This window comes from Phyllobacterium sp. (assembly GCF_037994405.1).
Lineage (GTDB): Bacteria > Pseudomonadota > Alphaproteobacteria > Rhizobiales > Rhizobiaceae > Phyllobacterium.
On the sequence record NZ_JBBNAN010000306.1, the window covers coordinates 23,147 to 37,935 of the forward strand.

At 56.6% G+C, this 14,789-nt stretch carries 14 protein-coding genes; 6 read left to right on the top strand and 8 right to left on the bottom strand.

The genetic code is table 11. The features are described 5' to 3' along the window. Positions 1–15: 15 nt before the first annotated feature. The 3 genes from AAAC48_RS17130 to AAAC48_RS17140 form a co-directional block, all read right to left on the bottom strand. Positions 16–567 carry an SIS domain-containing protein gene (locus AAAC48_RS17130; RefSeq protein WP_340655339.1) on the bottom strand — a complete coding sequence of 184 codons (552 nt, stop codon included), beginning with the start codon at positions 565–567 and terminating at the stop codon, positions 16–18. Between the two features lie 90 nt (positions 568–657). Further along, the gene (locus tag AAAC48_RS17135; RefSeq protein WP_340655340.1) at positions 658–2,010 is read right to left on the bottom strand and encodes a sugar ABC transporter substrate-binding protein; all 1,353 of its coding nucleotides are present in this window, start codon (positions 2,008–2,010) and stop codon (positions 658–660) included. A gap of 15 nt (positions 2,011–2,025) precedes the next feature. Next, positions 2,026–3,045, bottom strand: coding sequence for an alcohol dehydrogenase catalytic domain-containing protein (locus tag AAAC48_RS17140; protein WP_340655341.1), 1,020 nt, complete (start codon positions 3,043–3,045; stop codon positions 2,026–2,028). A gap of 169 nt (positions 3,046–3,214) precedes the next feature. Here AAAC48_RS17140 and AAAC48_RS17145 point away from each other — a divergent pair, with 169 nt between their 5' ends. From AAAC48_RS17145 to AAAC48_RS17160, 4 genes are all read left to right on the top strand, one after another. Next, positions 3,215–4,141, top strand: coding sequence for a bifunctional helix-turn-helix transcriptional regulator/GNAT family N-acetyltransferase (locus tag AAAC48_RS17145; protein ID WP_340655342.1), 927 nt, complete (start codon positions 3,215–3,217; stop codon positions 4,139–4,141). A gap of 158 nt (positions 4,142–4,299) precedes the next feature. Beyond that, positions 4,300–4,764 (top strand): MarR family transcriptional regulator, encoded by a 465-nt coding sequence (locus AAAC48_RS17150; RefSeq protein ID WP_340655343.1) that lies wholly within the window; start codon positions 4,300–4,302, stop codon positions 4,762–4,764. Further along, positions 4,757–5,974 carry an HlyD family secretion protein gene (locus AAAC48_RS17155; RefSeq protein ID WP_340655344.1) on the top strand — a complete coding sequence of 406 codons (1,218 nt, stop codon included), beginning with the start codon at positions 4,757–4,759 and terminating at the stop codon, positions 5,972–5,974. Before AAAC48_RS17150 ends, AAAC48_RS17155 begins: the two co-directional genes overlap by 8 nt. Next, positions 5,967–7,517: a DHA2 family efflux MFS transporter permease subunit gene (locus AAAC48_RS17160; RefSeq protein ID WP_340655345.1), complete on the top strand. Its 1,551-nt coding sequence runs from the start codon at positions 5,967–5,969 to the stop codon at positions 7,515–7,517. Before AAAC48_RS17155 ends, AAAC48_RS17160 begins: the two co-directional genes overlap by 8 nt. An 11-nt stretch (positions 7,518–7,528) precedes the next feature. Here the strand turns inward: AAAC48_RS17160 and AAAC48_RS17165 are convergent, their stop codons facing one another. Together AAAC48_RS17165 and AAAC48_RS17170 are read right to left on the bottom strand one after the other, a co-directional pair. Continuing rightward, positions 7,529–8,908, bottom strand: coding sequence for an FAD-containing oxidoreductase (locus tag AAAC48_RS17165; protein WP_340655346.1), 1,380 nt, complete (start codon positions 8,906–8,908; stop codon positions 7,529–7,531). 328 nt (positions 8,909–9,236) lie between these two features. Continuing rightward, complete coding sequence (locus tag AAAC48_RS17170; RefSeq protein WP_340655347.1) at positions 9,237–9,428, bottom strand: hypothetical protein; 192 nt, start codon at positions 9,426–9,428, stop codon at positions 9,237–9,239. Positions 9,429–9,684: 256 nt separating this feature from the next. On the opposite strand from AAAC48_RS17170, the gene AAAC48_RS17175 reads away from it, so the two are divergent. Both AAAC48_RS17175 and AAAC48_RS17180 read left to right on the top strand, forming a co-directional pair. After that, entirely contained in the window at positions 9,685–10,611 is a 927-nt protein-coding gene (locus tag AAAC48_RS17175) for a transglutaminase family protein (protein ID WP_340655348.1), read from the top strand. A gap of 207 nt (positions 10,612–10,818) precedes the next feature. Then, positions 10,819–11,085 carry a hypothetical protein gene (locus AAAC48_RS17180; protein WP_340655349.1) on the top strand — a complete coding sequence of 89 codons (267 nt, stop codon included), beginning with the start codon at positions 10,819–10,821 and terminating at the stop codon, positions 11,083–11,085. Between the two features lie 306 nt (positions 11,086–11,391). Here AAAC48_RS17180 and AAAC48_RS17185 read toward each other — a convergent pair whose 3' ends face one another. From AAAC48_RS17185 to AAAC48_RS17195, 3 genes are read right to left on the bottom strand one after another with little or no spacing between them, the layout of a single operon-like run. Then, on the bottom strand, positions 11,392–12,507 hold the full coding sequence (locus AAAC48_RS17185; RefSeq protein ID WP_340655353.1) for an extracellular solute-binding protein: 1,116 nt from the start codon (positions 12,505–12,507) through the stop codon (positions 11,392–11,394). 20 nt (positions 12,508–12,527) lie between these two features. Next, positions 12,528–13,691 carry a CaiB/BaiF CoA-transferase family protein gene (locus AAAC48_RS17190; RefSeq protein WP_340655350.1) on the bottom strand — a complete coding sequence of 388 codons (1,164 nt, stop codon included), beginning with the start codon at positions 13,689–13,691 and terminating at the stop codon, positions 12,528–12,530. Further along, a complete protein-coding gene (locus tag AAAC48_RS17195) occupies positions 13,691–14,242 on the bottom strand; it encodes a MaoC family dehydratase (protein ID WP_340655351.1) in 552 nt (183 codons plus the stop codon). The genes AAAC48_RS17190 and AAAC48_RS17195 overlap by 1 nt, the downstream gene beginning before the upstream one ends. Positions 14,243–14,789: the final 547 nt, after the last annotated feature.

A 14,789-nucleotide genomic window follows, 5' to 3' on the forward strand; every position in this document is an offset into this window, starting at 1 on the left:
AGATTTCCCAGCCGCTTATTCCAGATTGGTGTGATTGGCGCGCATGGACTCTGGCGATATTCCGAGCCGCTCTTTGAGTTTCAGGACCATGACCTCGAAGAGTACATATTGGGCGCCCTCAAACAGCGATCCCATCGGCAGCACGGAGGTGCCTGGACCGCGATCGTCGGCCATCGTCTGTGCCGGTATTGCCAATACGTGGTCTGCCCGCAGCGCTGCCTGGCCGTTTGGCTGTGCAGTAATGACGAGCGTTTTTGCACCGGCCGACTTCGCCTCTCCCATCAAGCCGATGACGGTCGAAAAACTGCCAGGGCCGGCCGAAACGATCAGCAAGTCCCCTTGACCGACGGGAGGCGTCGTCATATCGCCAACCACCGACACCTTTAGCCCCAGATGATAGAGGCGCATGGCAAGACCTTTGATCTGCAAACCTTCGCGGCCAACGCCATAGAGCGCGATGCGGCCGGCATTGCTGATGGCGCCAACAGCCGCATCGACCGCTTTTTCGTCGATACGGTCGAACACTGTCGACAATTCCTGAAGCGCCTGATTGTATAAGCTCGGCATCACTGCCTCCCGAAGCGTAAACCTTCCTGGGCAAGCTGGGCGGAGGGAATTGCTTCCACCCCGCCCCCTTTTAAAGGCTGTTACGTTTACTTACTGCAGCAATTCCTTCTTGCCGTCATAGTAGCCTTCCTTGCCCAGGATGCTTTCCATGCGGGTCCCGATCTCCTTGGCACCGGCTTCAGTCGTGACCTCGCCGAGCATCATCTTGGAGCCCCATTCAGCAACGACTTCAGATATTGCCGGCCAGGCCGGGAAGCGCGGCCGGAATTCCGGCACGCCCTTTTGCCAAGACGCCACCATCGGTTCTACGAACTTGTATTTCGCCTTGATATCCGGCTGTTCATAAATCGAGGTGCGTCCTGAGACACCGCCGGCTTCAACATATGGCCGGGCAATTTCCTCCGACGTAGCCCACTGAATGAACAGCCAGGACGCTTTCTTCAAATCATCCGGAGCCTGTTCAGCAACGGCAAGGGAGAACCCTCCAAGTGCCGGCAGGCGCCCGGCGGGACCGGATGGCTCCGGCGCAACCGCCAGGCACTCACCAAGTTTCGACGTCGCCGGATCGTTGAGCGTGCCGTAAAAGGCAGACCACTCGGTGATCATGGACACCTGTCCCTGGGCCAAGGCGTTGACCGCTTCGGCATGATCGAAGCTCACGATGCCGGGCGGCATGTATTTCATCAGCTCTTGACGGAATGTCAGGCCCTTCTGGCTTTCAGCGCTAAGCAGGTTCGATTTGAATTCCTTGGTCAAAAGCGAACCGCCGAATGGCCAAAGGACACGCATGAAGCTGTCGGCGGACTGCGTTTCACCACGCAGGGACTGCAGGGCGAAAGCGTAGCGATTTTTGGCTGCATCCGTCAGCTTCGGCGCATAATCCTTCATCAACTCGTCCCAGGTCGCGGGCGGTTTTTCAAAGCCTGCTTCCTTCAATTGGCAGGAATTGTAGAACAAAAGACCGGAGTAATTATCGAAGGGCAGCCCGTAGGTCTTGCCGCCCCAGGAGCCGAACGCATCAAGCAGCAGCGGGAAAAACCCCTCAAGCTTGAGGTTTGGATCGGTGATGGATTTGTCTGTGGCAAACTCATCAATAGGCGCGATCCAGTTGTTCTCGGCAAACTCACCAATCCAGACAAGGTCGACCAGTGCAATCGTCAGGTCGCCGTTTGAGGTGAAGTTAAGTACCTGCTTTTCGCGGGTGTTTTCATAAGGAACAATCTCGTAATTGACCTTGATTCCGGTTTTCTTCTCGAACTCCGGCAAGAGCTTGATGATCGCGCGATAACCCGGACGATCCAGGAAAATCACGTTGATCTCTTTGCCTTTGAAAGGTTGTGCAGCAGTCTCGAGCCAGTCTGCAGCGAGCGTTACCGATGGCGACGATACGGCGCCAGCCAAGAGCGCCATCGCGCTTAGTGATGCATACAGAAGTTTCCTCACGTCATCCTCCCAGTTTTACAATCCATTCGGATAGATCAGACTCTTGATGTAGCCCGGCGCATTGTCCGCGTGGTTGCGGAATGTGTCGGGAGCCTCGTCAAGGCCGACTTGATGCGTCACCAATGACGTGACATCGACCTTTCCTCCAGCGACGAGTTCGATTGCGCGCGGATAGACCTCCCCCATCCGGCGTGCGAATTTGATCTTGAGCCCGCGGCGGCGGGCCTCTGCAGCAGGTAAAGTGTAGGTGTCGCCGTCCGGGATGCCGACAAGCACGATGCGACCGCCTATCTTTGACGCAAGAACAGCATCGCGGAATCCGAGGGGTGAATTGGTTGCCTCGATAACAAGCGGCGTCCCCTCACGGCTAGTCCATGCACGAATATCATTAACTGAGCTGCCCGTACGGGCAGCGCCCAGCCTGGCAGCCATATCCCGCCGGTGCTCTAGCGGATCGACTGCAAGGATCTCACCGGCGCCGGCCACTTTGAGCACCTGCAGGATAAGAAGTCCGATTGGCCCGCATCCAACGAGCGCCACCTGTTCAAGCAGCTTGGGCTTGGCAAGATCTACCGCATGGATGGCGACACCCAAGGGTTCCAGCATGACCGCCTCAAGCGGAGTGAAATTCTCCGGCAACGGGACGATTTGCGACGATGGAACCCAGATGCGTTCCGTCATTGCGCCGTTGAACGGCGGAGCGCCGATGAACTCGACATTGGGGCAAAGATTGGCGTAGCCCTTCTCGCAATATTCGCAGTGACCGCAGGCCTTGTTTGGGTCCACGGCCACGAGAGCACCCTTGCTCAGGCCGCCGAAATCTTCGCACAGGTAGCCGCCAAATTCGTGTCCCGGAACGAACGGTTCCTTGACGACGGCTGACCCGATCCCGCCATCCTTGTAATAGTGCAGATCAGAACCGCACAGGCCAACCGAAGCCACATCAAGCAGCACCTCGCCAGGCTGGCCCTTTCGAAGATTGAACGGGGCGACATAGCCGTCATGGGCTCCACGGATAAAAAACGCACGGCTCATTTGATTTCCGAATGGTGCAGAAGGAATTTCAAACACCATACAAATGTAAATTTCGTTTTTCAAGTGTATTGTAGGCGCAAAAAACGAGCCCGCCGAAGATCAGCCTTTTGCACTTGTCATCCCATACGGATGCATCGTATGTTGTCACTGACAACATTGTGGATTTACCATGAGCACTGCTGCCGATGAGTTCCGTGCATTCAACCGCTTCTTCACCAAACAGATCGGGTTGCTCGACAAGCACCTGCTCGCCAGCGACTACACACTGGCGCAGGGCCGTGTGTTGTATGAGCTTGCCCGGTACGGCGAGCAAACCGCGGCCGATATCGGGCGCGGTCTGGGGATGGACAAGGCTCATCTCAGCCGGATTCTGGCCAGGTTCGCCAAACGCAACCTTGTTAAAAGCCGCGCCAACCCCCGCCATGGAAGGCAACGCCTCGTATCACTGACTGCGGCCGGACATCAGGCTTTCAGCGTTCTCGATCGAGATTCGCAATCCCAAATAATGGAGCTGCTAGCACCGTTGGACGACGCGATGCGCCAACGACTGGTTTCATCAATGCGTCAAATCCACGATATCCTCGATAACGAGAAACAGCTTCCGGACGATGTTATCTATCGCGGGCTGCGGCCCGGTGATATCGGATGGATTACGCACCGGCAAGCGGTGCTCTATCATGAGGAATATGGCTGGGATTGGACTTATGAGGGCCTTGTTTGCGATATCCTTGGCAAGTTCGTAGCCAATTTTGATCCCGCACGTGAAGCCGCCTGGGTTGCCGAGCGCGCAGGTAATATCGCTGGGTCGGTGTTTCTCGTAAGGAGCGAGGACCCGGCCGTCGCCAAGTTGAGACTTCTCTATGTGGAGCCGAGCGCACGCGGTCTTGGAATTGGGCGGGAGCTGGTAGCTATGTGCATCGATCGTGCAAATGAGCTGGGTTACCGCGAAATCAGGCTTTGGACCAACGATATCCTTCTTTCAGCCCGCCGCATCTATCAGGAAGCGGGCTTCCGCCTCGTCGAAGAGGAAAAGCACCATTCCTTCGGACATGATCTGGTGGGGCAAACCTGGGTACTTGGTCTTCGACAGGGTTGAGCGCGCCAGTCAGCTGATACAACCGGCCAATCACGACATGTTGATTGCGCGACTTGGTTTATTTGAAGCGAGGCAACTCGCCGCCCTTTTTTTGCCATAGCATGCCTGCTATATGCACAACTGTTATAAGCATCCTTACGAGTAGCATCCTCCTCGCCATGAACAATGCACCCACTCTTGGCTTCCTGCTGCACGACGTCGCTCGGCTGCTGCGCAAACGTTTCGAGCAGCGCGCAAAATGCCTGGGCCTGACCCGGTCGCAGTGGCAGACATTGGCCTATCTTTCGAACAATGAGGGTATCCATCAGGCTGGTCTTGCGGACATCCTCGAAATCGAGCCGATCACGCTGGTCCGCATCCTGGACAAGTTGGAGGAGCGCGGCCTTGTCGAGCGCCGCAGGCATCCGACGGACCGTCGCATCTGGCTGCTCTATCTGCGCGAGGAAACGCGGCCGTTGCTCGCCTCGATCCGCGTGATTGGAGAAGCCACCCGCGCCGAGGCTCTTGCGCATATCCCGGCGAAGGATCGTGAACATCTCGTGCAGACACTGACCCTAATGAAGACAAATCTGATCGACGCTTGCCAGACGCCGGTTGAGGACAAAGAGAAAGATCATGGCTGACGGTTCATCTTCCTTACGCATTCCTACCAATACGGACAGAGCCGACGGCACGGTGATGGAAAAGCGCGATCCCGCGATCGAGACGGCTCCACCTGCGCCTGCTGCCAAAGAAACCACACCACTGCCGACAGCTGCCCCTGCGCGCTCCGGCCGCAGCCTCAAGCGCCCACTGCTGTTTGCGTTGCTGCCCGCGGTGCTGATTGCCGGCGGATATACCTATGCCACCGGCGGGCAAATCATGTCCACCGACAATGCCTACGTTCAGGCTGATATCGTCGGCGTTTCCACCGACGTATCCGGCATCGTCCAGTCGGTGGAGGTGCGTGACAACCAAAAGGTCAAACAGGGGCAGGTACTCTTCCGCCTTGACCCGGCCGTCTATAGCATCGCCCTTTCAGGAGCCAAGGCGCAGCTCGGTGTAGTGCGCAACCAGATCCTCAATCTTGAAGCCAGCTATAAACAGTCCCTCGCCGAAATTACCCAGGCCGAAGCAGATGTTCCGTTCTTTGAAAAGACGTTGCAGCGCCAGCAGGACCTGACCGCCAGCGCCGCCGCTTCACGCGCGACCTATGATCAGGCGAAACATGATCTGGACGCGGCCCAGCAAAAGGTTGACGTTGCCAAGGCGGAAGCTGCGGCGACATTGGCACAGCTCGGCGGCAATGCTGATCAGCCCGTCGAAAAGAACCCATCCTATCTTCAGGCCCAGTCGGCCGTCGACAATGCCCAGCGCAACCTTGATCGCACGGTTGTCCGGGCATCCTTCGACGGGATTGTGACCAACGTCAGCGCGCTGCAGGTCGGCGCCTACCTCCAAGCGTCGCAAGCCGGTTTCAGCCTCGTATCGGCGACCCACATGTGGATCGCCGCGAGCCCGAAGGAAACCGAACTGACCTATGTTCGCGAAGGACAGCCGGTCGCTATCAGTGTCGACACCTATCCCGGCGTCGAGTGGAAAGGTACCGTATCGAGTATCAGCCCTGCTTCGGGTTCCAGCTTCTCGCTGCTTCCAGCTCAAAACACCACAGGCAACTGGGTGAAGGTCGTCCAGCGCATTCCCATGCTGGTCAGCGTTGACGACATGGCGGGAAAGCCACCCTTGCGCGTGGGTATGAGCGTTACTGTCGGTGTCGACACCGGCCACATCCGTGGCCTGCCAAAGTTTGCTGAAGACCTCCTCGGGATTTTCGGTAGCAAGGGTCATGTCTAATACGCTGGCAATGCCTGGCGCTCCTGCCGTTGCCAATCGCGGAGCGATCACCGCTTGCGTCATCCTTGCCGTGATCATGCAGGCACTGGATACGACTATCGCCAATGTGGCGCTGCCCTATATACAGGGCAGTGTCTCTGCGAGCGCCGACCAGATCAACTGGGTCCTCACATCCTATATCGTCGCCGCCGCGATCATGACGCCGCCGTCCGGTTTCCTTGCTGCGCGTTTCGGGCGGAAAAATGTGCTCTTGACCGCCATTGTCGGCTTTGTCGTCGCTTCGGTGCTGTGCGGCCTTGCTCAATCGTTGCCGCAGATCGTGGTCTTCCGCCTGATGCAGGGACTGTTCGGCGCGTCCCTCGTGCCGCTCTCACAGGGCATCCTCCTCGACATCTATGCAGTAGAGGAACGCGGCAAGGCCATGGCATTGTTCGGCGTTTCGGTGATGGTGGGGCCTGTTCTGGGTCCGGTCATTGGCGGTTGGCTCACCGATAATATCAGCTGGCGCTGGGTCTTCTACATCAATGTCCCAATCGGCATGCTGGCCTTCTTCGGCATCGTTGCCTTTGTCTCGGAAACGACACGCGAGGCGAGCGCGAAGCTCGACTGGTTCGGCTTCGGCACATTGAGCCTTGCCATTGCAACTCTGCAGCTTTTCCTCGACCGCGGCGAGCAACTTGACTGGTTTTCCTCCGCCGAGATTCAGATCGAAGCACTGATCTGTGTCAGTGCGTTTTACCTGTTCCTCGTCCACACGTTCACAGCAGACAAATCCTTCGTCAATCCGCGGCTGTTTCTTGACCGGAACTTCTCCGTCAGCATGTTCTTCATCTTCGTTATCGGTGTCACCTATCTCGCCTCTCTTGCCCTGATGACGCCCTATCTGCAGACTTTGATGGATTATCCGGTCATCACCGCGGGCATCGTCATGGGTCCACGCGGGGTCGGGACAATGGTCTGCATGTTCATCGTCGGACGGCTGATCGGCAAGGTCGATACGCGCCTGCTGCTCGTCCTCGGTTTCAGCCTGACCGCCTGGGCCATGTATGACATGACCGGCTGGACGCCCGATGTCTCGCAATGGACGATCGTCTCGGTCGGGTTTGTTCAGGGCGCGGGTCTCGGTTTTCTGTTCGTTCCGTTGACGACCATCGCTTTTGCCACCCTTCCGGCTCACATGCGCGGCGAAGGGACCGGCCTTTACAATCTGTCGCGAAACATCGGTTCAAGCGTCGGCATTGCGGTTGTCTCTGCATTGATCACTGAGAACGTGCAGACCAATCATGCATCGATTGCAGCTTACGTCACACCTTTCAACCATGCGTTCAGTGCCCCGGCTGTCATGCAGCACCTTGACCCGTTAAAGGCCGCGGGCCGTGCTGCGCTCGACGGAATGATCACCACACAGGCGATGATTATAGCCTATATGGATGATTTCAAGCTGTTGATGATCATGTCGATCGTCTCAATTCCGCTCGTCATGCTGCTCCGCAAGCCGGCGCCCAGCGCCGCGCCTGTCGATCACAGCGCTGTGATGGAGTAAGCGCAAGTCACTCACGCCACGCGCTTCAGATCGCCGAGCAGCGTCGGGATCAATTCAGAAACGGTCGGGTGAATGGGTACCGCCCACTTCAGCTTATCGTAGCTCACGTCCGCATTCATGATGTCGAGTATGCCATGGATCGCCTCGTCACCGCCGGTCCCCAATATGGCTGCGCCGAGAATCTTTTGGGTGTCAGCATCGGCTATGACCTTCATGAAGCCCTGTGTTTCGTCTTTTTCCACCGCGCGGCCGACACGGGTCATCGGCCTTTTGGAAACGAGAAGCGGCCTGCCAGTCTTGCGCGCCTGTGCTTCGCTCAACCCAACCCGGCCGAGCGGCGGGTCGATATAGAGCGCATAGCCGGAGATGCGATCGCTGACCTTGCGATTTTCGTTGTCGAGAAGGTTTGCGGCAACGATTTCGAAATCGTTATAGGCAGTGTGGGTAAAGGCACCGCGTCCATTGCAATCGCCGAGAGCCCAGACACCTTCGACATTTGTTTCAAGCTGGTCATCAACCGTGATGTAGCCGCGCTCATCAGTGCGGATCCCGGCCCTGTCGAGGCCAAGGTCATCCGTATTTGACCTTCTGCCGATCGCCAAGAGGACATGCGAACCGAGGACGCTTGGTGAACCGGCGCTGCAGTCGAGATTGACTTGCGTGCCATCGGCATGGGACTTGAACGAGATACATTCCGCATTGAGGCGGCATGAAATGCCTTCGGCCTCCAGAATATCTTTTATCGCGTCCGATACATCCTCGTCTTCGCGTGAAATGAGACGCGGTCCCTTCTCGACGATCGTTACGTTTGCGCCAAACCGCCGGTACATCTGGGCGAATTCGAGCCCTATATAGCTACCGCCGACCACCACCAGATGCTTTGGCAGCGTATCGAGCGCGAGGATGGAGGTATTGGTCAGATAGGCAATTTTCTCGATACCGGGCATGTCTGGGACATTCGCGCGGCCACCGGCGTTGATGAAGATGCGCGGTGCCGTGAAGACTTCCCCATCGATCTCGATATCGTGTGGTCCGGTGAAACGGGCATGGCCCTTCACGACGGTGCAGCCATCCATACCACGCAGCCATTTTTCCACGCCGTCACGCGCATTGAAGGATACCGTATCAGCGCGTTGTTTGACGCGCTTCATATCGATGCTGATCGGTGAGCCAATGTTGACGCCATAGTTGGCGCCACGCCGGGCAAGATGCGCGGCATAGGCGCTTGCAACAAGCGTCTTCGTCGGCATGCAGCCGGTATTGACGCATGTACCGCCAAACAGCTTGCGCTCCACCACGAGCACTCTCATGCCGGCAGCCGTCAAGCGCCCTGCAAGGGATGGTCCAGCTTGACCTGCCCCAATGATGATTGCGTCGAAAGCCTTGTTCATGTCGATGGGCCTTTGCTTGCGCGTGAAATAGATTGGCCCGCAGCATAGATCACGACCGATCCCGCGTCACCCATCATGGCGCGAGTAAGAAATTGGTAATCCATCAAAAGGTGAGCGCCCGGTTCAGGCCGTGTTCAGATGAAGCTGATTATCCTTGCCAGATCCACGGGGGGTATCCGTCATGCTTGTTCAGCGCCTTGGCATCGTCTTCGCCATTTTTCTTGCCTTCGCTTTGGCTTTTGGCAGTGTTGTCAACTATGCAAAATCAGGGCGGCTTGCGCATGCCGACAGTCACAGTGACCTGTTTAAGCGACAAAATTGAGCCACCTCAATCACGCTTTTTCTTGCGCGCTTCCGCCTGATCAAGTCTGTCGAGAAGGTCAAGAAAACGCTTAGGCACTTCCTTGTCGATCTTGACGGGGTTCGCACTTTTGATCGCCCGTTGAAACTCTGGCCGCAAAAACTGATTGCGAACGACATTCGTCATGGGGTGGCGCGAAGCCACGGGTTTTGCTGCCATGAACCCTCCAATCGCATTTGAGCGAGCTAACGCTCGCTTGTTTGGCGCCGGGCGCCTCCCGTATCAGTACATGCCCAACAAAGCAAAAAGGCTTTTGTTTCAAATTCTATGGGTCTATGGTCAACAAATACTGAAGATTACGACGTGATCGGCGACTGAACTGCACTTGGGCACCAGCGCACGCATTTTCGATTTTCAGGTGCGGAACCCTAATCCATCCCCCGGCGTTGTCCTCAAAAGTCCAAAGGATATGCCCATGTTGATCCGCGTCGGTTACGAGATTGCCATCAGGTGCAACGAACCAACCCCCATGACCACCTATCTCAATCTCGAATCGGCACGGATTTCAGATATCCAATGCGAGCGAGGCCCGGCAGCAATGCCGGACGTGTACCTCGAGATGTTTCGCGATCTTTTCGGAAATAGTTGCCTGCGGCTGTTGGCGCCGGCGGGCAACCTTGCTCTGAAGTACGATGCCGTCGTCAAGGACAGCGGTCTGCCTGATCCGATTGACAAGGATGCACAGGAGATTACCGTCGATAGACTGCCAACCAATTGTCTGGCCTATCTTTCCGCCAGCCGCTACTGTGAAACGGACGAACTGAGCAACCTCGCGTGGAACTTGTTCGGCCATGTCCAACCCGGCTGGAGCCGCGTTCAGGCAATCTGCGACTACGTCAACCAGCGCCTCACATTCAGCTATGGTTTTGCCCGGGCAACCCGGACCGCTGCGCAGGCACATGAAGAGCGCGTCGGAGTCTGCCGGGATTTCGCACATCTTGCCGTTGCATTCTGCCGCTGCATGAACATCCCCGCGCGCTATGTAAACGGCTATCTAGGTGATATTGGCGTGCCCGCCGACCCGGCTCCTATGGATTTCAATGCCTGGTTCGAGGTATTTCTCGGCGGCAAATGGCACACATTCGATGCCCGGCACAATCAGCGCCGTATCGGCAGAATCGTCGTGGCGCGTGGTCGCGATGCTGCCGATATTCCCTTGATTCATACCTTCGGACCGCATGAGCTGACGAATTTCAAGGTCTGGACGTTCGAAGAGCACGATCCATCCTTCGCCAGCCAGCGCTTTGAAAAAGTATCGCTGATCACGCCGTGGTTCAGCCCGCGCTGGTCGCGTCTGTCCCGCCATATCAGGGAAAGTACGAAAGCCGAACCGACCCCGTAATTAGTTCCGTGCACCTTGCTGGCAATGTTAGCAAGCCAGCCATTTCGACCGCTTTTCACCCATTGCCACATTTGTGCAGCGATGCGCTGCTGCTGCGATGCGGTAAGCCCTTTCAATTGCCGGTAAATTCTTTTCGATTTGCCATGCCACAATTGAGGAGCTATTTTTTCAAGGTCACCGGAGCGAAAATACAGAAAGGGTCTTGCCATGCCTTTCGACAACCCTCCCAATCCGATCTATTCCGAGGATGACTGGACTGTGATGCAGGCCGCCTACAACAAGGCCGCAGCGACGCTCGTGGTAAAGTCCAGCTCGGACGACGAAGCGAAGGTCATTGCCGAAACGGTCATGACCGCATTCAACCGCGGCAACAGGAACGTCAACTCTCTTGCCGCATTGGCCGTGATCACTGCTGTCAATGCGCACCCAGCGTCGAGCACGAGCGGCATTGAACCAGACAAACGCTGCGCCTAGGACAGCGATTTTTTCAACATGGGTCTGGTGTCCTTACAACTTTGACTTTCGTTCGCGTTTCCGGCAAATCAAGCTGCATGGAATCATTTGTGCAGCCGAGGTCAGGGAATGAAACTCATCACCATCGCAACTTTGTTGAGCAGTCTAATGTTGGCAGGGTGCGGGTCTTATTCAACGTGGACACCTCGAGAACCTGATACGACGCAATCGAGCCCGGTCGATTGCCAACGGGGTATAGGCATCTGCCCGGGGGCATATGGTCGCGCCAGACAAATGCGCAGAGAATCCTGAACACCACAGGTACGCCTATCTCGTTAAACTCAGCCGGAATAGCCTGTTCAGATCATCGACAACCATGGCCGCGTCATGGGTCCGGCAAAGTCCCTCATTGAGGCGCTCGGAAGCCGCCTGCTGGAAGTCCATGTAGCCATTGTGGCGCGGGCGTACCCAGGCGGCTTCAAGCGTCCTGCGTGTTGCCTTGTAGAAATCTGTCGTCGCCGCATTGACGATCTTATCTTCCCAAGCATCGGCGTGGCCTGGCTGCCCCCCCGCTGACGCATATGTCCCGCGCTGCACTTTTCCACTGGCGACCCAATAGGCGAAATCTATCGCGAGGCTGCGTTCTTGTGAGAACGCAGAAACGGCAATACCAGTACCCCCGAGCGCCGAACCCACTGGTCCATTTGTACCTGCCGACGGGATATCGGCAAAGGCCACAAGGTTTGGCCTGAAACCCTGAACCGCGTAATTGACGTAGCCATAGATCAACGGCGAATAAGCGATGGTCGAATAAGCTGCCGCCATCCTTTCCAATACTGCAATCGGATCCATGCCAAAGCAGGCCGGATCAATCAATGAACTGATCTCGCGCATCAGTTGAAACGTCTCTTCACCACTGGCCGCATCAATCAGATCGCCGAGTTTCGACGCCACGCAGGCAGACCCCATATTGGCGCTGAGCGTATAGAACGTCATGAGCGTATGTGGTGGGCGTAGCGGCAGAAGAATCCTGCCGTCCCGCGCGAGGGTCAACACGTCATCCCACGCTACGGGCGGCTGTTCGAGCAGGTCCGGTCGCCAGGCGGCGACTTGAGCTGCCGTATCTATCGGGAACGCCCATTGCCGTCCTTGCCAGCGATAGCTCTGATAAGATTGGCCAACACTGCCGTTCAAGAGAGCATCGCGCTCGGGCTGGCGCCCTGATATGTCGAGCGGCGCAAGGCAATTCTCCGCGGTGATCTGACCGACATGTGGATGATCGATGACGATCAGGTCATATTCCCGCGCCAGTTGCTTGACCGGAAAGGATTCAAAATCCTGGAGCGAGCGTTTTTCCCATTCGATATCGACGCCCGTTTGCTCTTTCCAAAGTCTCGAACAGGCAACCATAGGGTCGAAGCCACGCGGATGGCTCCACGTCATCCCTTTAAGCTTCGTTCCACTCACAGGCCAAACTCCTTGCGGATGGCTTCGCTGTGTTCGCCGATACGCGGCGCGGCGCGGTCGAACTTGGCCCGCTGCCCATTGACGCGGATGGGAGAGCGGGTGGTGAGGATGGAGACGTTGTCCTCGCGCTCCACCGTCTGCAGCATGTCGAGGACCTTGAAGCCTTCGCTGTGCAGCAGCTCTTCCCAATTCAGCACCTTGGCGCACCAGATGTCGGCAGGTTCGAGAATGCCGAGCCAATGATCGGTGGTATCGGTTGCAAGCTTGGCTGCAATGATGCGCTTGATCTCGTCACGTGCGGTGAACCACGAGGCAGGCACATCGCGATAGGGGGCTAGTCCGTCAAGCCCCAACAGGTCGGCAAGTTTCGGCAGTGGCGTCATGGCGAGCGCCAGATAGCTGTCCCTGGTTTGGTAGACACCATAGGGCGCGGAAAGATAGGCATGCGCGCTGCGGAAATCCGAACGCTTTGGCAAACGCCGCCCGTCATTCAAATGGGTTGTCAAAACTTCGAACTGGAAGTCGATCAGCGATTCCATGAGGCTGGTTTCAATGTGGGCTCCCTGCCCGCTGATGCCGCGCCGCACGAGCGCAGCAAGAATGCCCTGCACTGCAGCGGCCCCTGCAAGCATATCGCCGACAGCAAGACCGAACGGCACTGGCCCCTGGCTTTCGTCGCCATTGAGCCACATCAGGCCGGAGCGCGATTGGGCCAGCAGATCCTGACCCGGCCGGGACACCCAGGGTCCCTCTTCGCCATAACCACTGATGCCAGCATAGACGATGCGCGGATTGATCGCCTTGACTGCCTCGTAGTCCAAGCCAAGCCGCTTGATTACACCGGGGCGGAAATTCTGGATCACCACATCTGCATTGGCCAGAAGTGCTCTTAGCGCCGCGACATCAGCCTCACTCTTGAGGTCAATGGCGAGACTTTCCTTGGCCCGGTTGATCGCATGAAAGATGGTCGAATCGCCACCGATTTCCGTATCGCTCAAATAGAGTCGGCGCGAAAGGTCACCACCGTCGGGGCGTTCGATCTTGATGACTCGGGCGCCAAGATCCATCAGGCGCAGCGATGCGTATGGTCCTGAAAGAAACTGGCTCAAATCGACAACGAGCAGTCCGGCCAACGGCAGTTCATTCAAATCGGCAGTCATTATTTTTCAGTCTTTCCAATGAAATCGGCGGGGTTCTGGTATTTGACCGTCTGCAGATGTTCGCAGTAGAGGACGAGTTCGCCTTCATCCTTGAACACTTCATAACTGGCACGGATCAAGCCAAGTTCCTTGTAACGCCGCCACTTATCGAGGTTTGTGCGGATGGTGTAGATCGTGTCGTTGAAAAAGACCGGCTTGATGAAACGCAACTTGTCATAGCCATAGGAAAAGGCGTTGACGCAATTGGTTGCCACCAGGCCAAGCCCGGCGGACAAGACGAAGGCGCCGGCAAAAAGCCGCTTGCCGAAAATACCCTCGCTTTCGGCAAACATCTGGTCCTGCATGTAAGGATGGATGTCGGTGACAAGCATGTTGAACTGGTGGCTGTCGCTCTGCGATATCGTTCGGCGCAACGACCGGATTTTCTGTCCAACCGGCCAATTCTCATAGAACCAGTTTTCGGTATTCCAAACTGGCAAAGCCGCATGGTCGGCGGGCATGTTCTTCGGATGCGTGGAAGAAACGCCAACTGTCGGCGCAAACATGGTCATAACCACTCGCCTCCATTTGCCCACTTTCCGTTCACTCGCATTCGTCACCTTCCCATATCTTCTCTTGTGAATAATATTTTCACATATGGGTATCAATGACAAGTCTGTCGATCGTCAAAAACTGAAAACCCGGATCAGAGCGCTGATCCGGGTCCAAAGCTGCAGGAATTTTCCGATGTGGATGGCGAGGTCAGGACCTATTAATAGGATCGAAATGGCGCCTGAAACGGCAAGAAGATACATGCGCAGCTTCATTCATTGGAGCATGGTCTCGTCCGAAAAGTCTGACAACTTTTCGGGACCATGCTCCAAGAGGCGTGAAGGGCGGGGTCTTTCCACGGCCGAACGGTTCGACACTTGAGCTTGCCGCCGTTTTGGCGTCCGCAGGATAGGGTCTTTTCGCCCGGCTACGTCGTCGCAAAGGCTCGAAAATGGATAAACATTTCTTGTCCCTTTGCTCCTCGTATCCGAACGAAAAGCCAAATACCATTTCGAGCAGATTAACAGGTTCTGACCCTAATGCCGGAAGATCCCCTTGCTGAGCAAC

What these genes read in the sequence shown, in the direction of transcription:
- AAAC48_RS17170 (WP_340655347.1), bottom strand. Translation starts at nt 9,428, where the DNA reads ATGGCAGCAAAACCCGTGGCTTCGCGCCACCCCATGACGAATGTCGTT.
- AAAC48_RS17195 (WP_340655351.1), bottom strand. Translation starts at nt 14,242, where the DNA reads ATGACCATGTTTGCGCCGACAGTTGGCGTTTCTTCCACGCATCCGAAG.
- AAAC48_RS17130 (WP_340655339.1), bottom strand. Translation starts at nt 567, where the DNA reads ATGCCGAGCTTATACAATCAGGCGCTTCAGGAATTGTCGACAGTGTTC.
- AAAC48_RS17165 (WP_340655346.1), bottom strand. Translation starts at nt 8,908, where the DNA reads ATGAACAAGGCTTTCGACGCAATCATCATTGGGGCAGGTCAAGCTGGA.
- AAAC48_RS17150 (WP_340655343.1), top strand. Translation starts at nt 4,300, where the DNA reads ATGAACAATGCACCCACTCTTGGCTTCCTGCTGCACGACGTCGCTCGG.
- AAAC48_RS17190 (WP_340655350.1), bottom strand. Translation starts at nt 13,691, where the DNA reads ATGACTGCCGATTTGAATGAACTGCCGTTGGCCGGACTGCTCGTTGTC.
- AAAC48_RS17180 (WP_340655349.1), top strand. Translation starts at nt 10,819, where the DNA reads ATGCCTTTCGACAACCCTCCCAATCCGATCTATTCCGAGGATGACTGG.
- AAAC48_RS17185 (WP_340655353.1), bottom strand. Translation starts at nt 12,507, where the DNA reads ATGACGTGGAGCCATCCGCGTGGCTTCGACCCTATGGTTGCCTGTTCG.
- AAAC48_RS17160 (WP_340655345.1), top strand. Translation starts at nt 5,967, where the DNA reads ATGTCTAATACGCTGGCAATGCCTGGCGCTCCTGCCGTTGCCAATCGC.
- AAAC48_RS17155 (WP_340655344.1), top strand. Translation starts at nt 4,757, where the DNA reads ATGGCTGACGGTTCATCTTCCTTACGCATTCCTACCAATACGGACAGA.
- AAAC48_RS17140 (WP_340655341.1), bottom strand. Translation starts at nt 3,045, where the DNA reads ATGAGCCGTGCGTTTTTTATCCGTGGAGCCCATGACGGCTATGTCGCC.
- AAAC48_RS17175 (WP_340655348.1), top strand. Translation starts at nt 9,685, where the DNA reads ATGTTGATCCGCGTCGGTTACGAGATTGCCATCAGGTGCAACGAACCA.
- AAAC48_RS17145 (WP_340655342.1), top strand. Translation starts at nt 3,215, where the DNA reads ATGAGCACTGCTGCCGATGAGTTCCGTGCATTCAACCGCTTCTTCACC.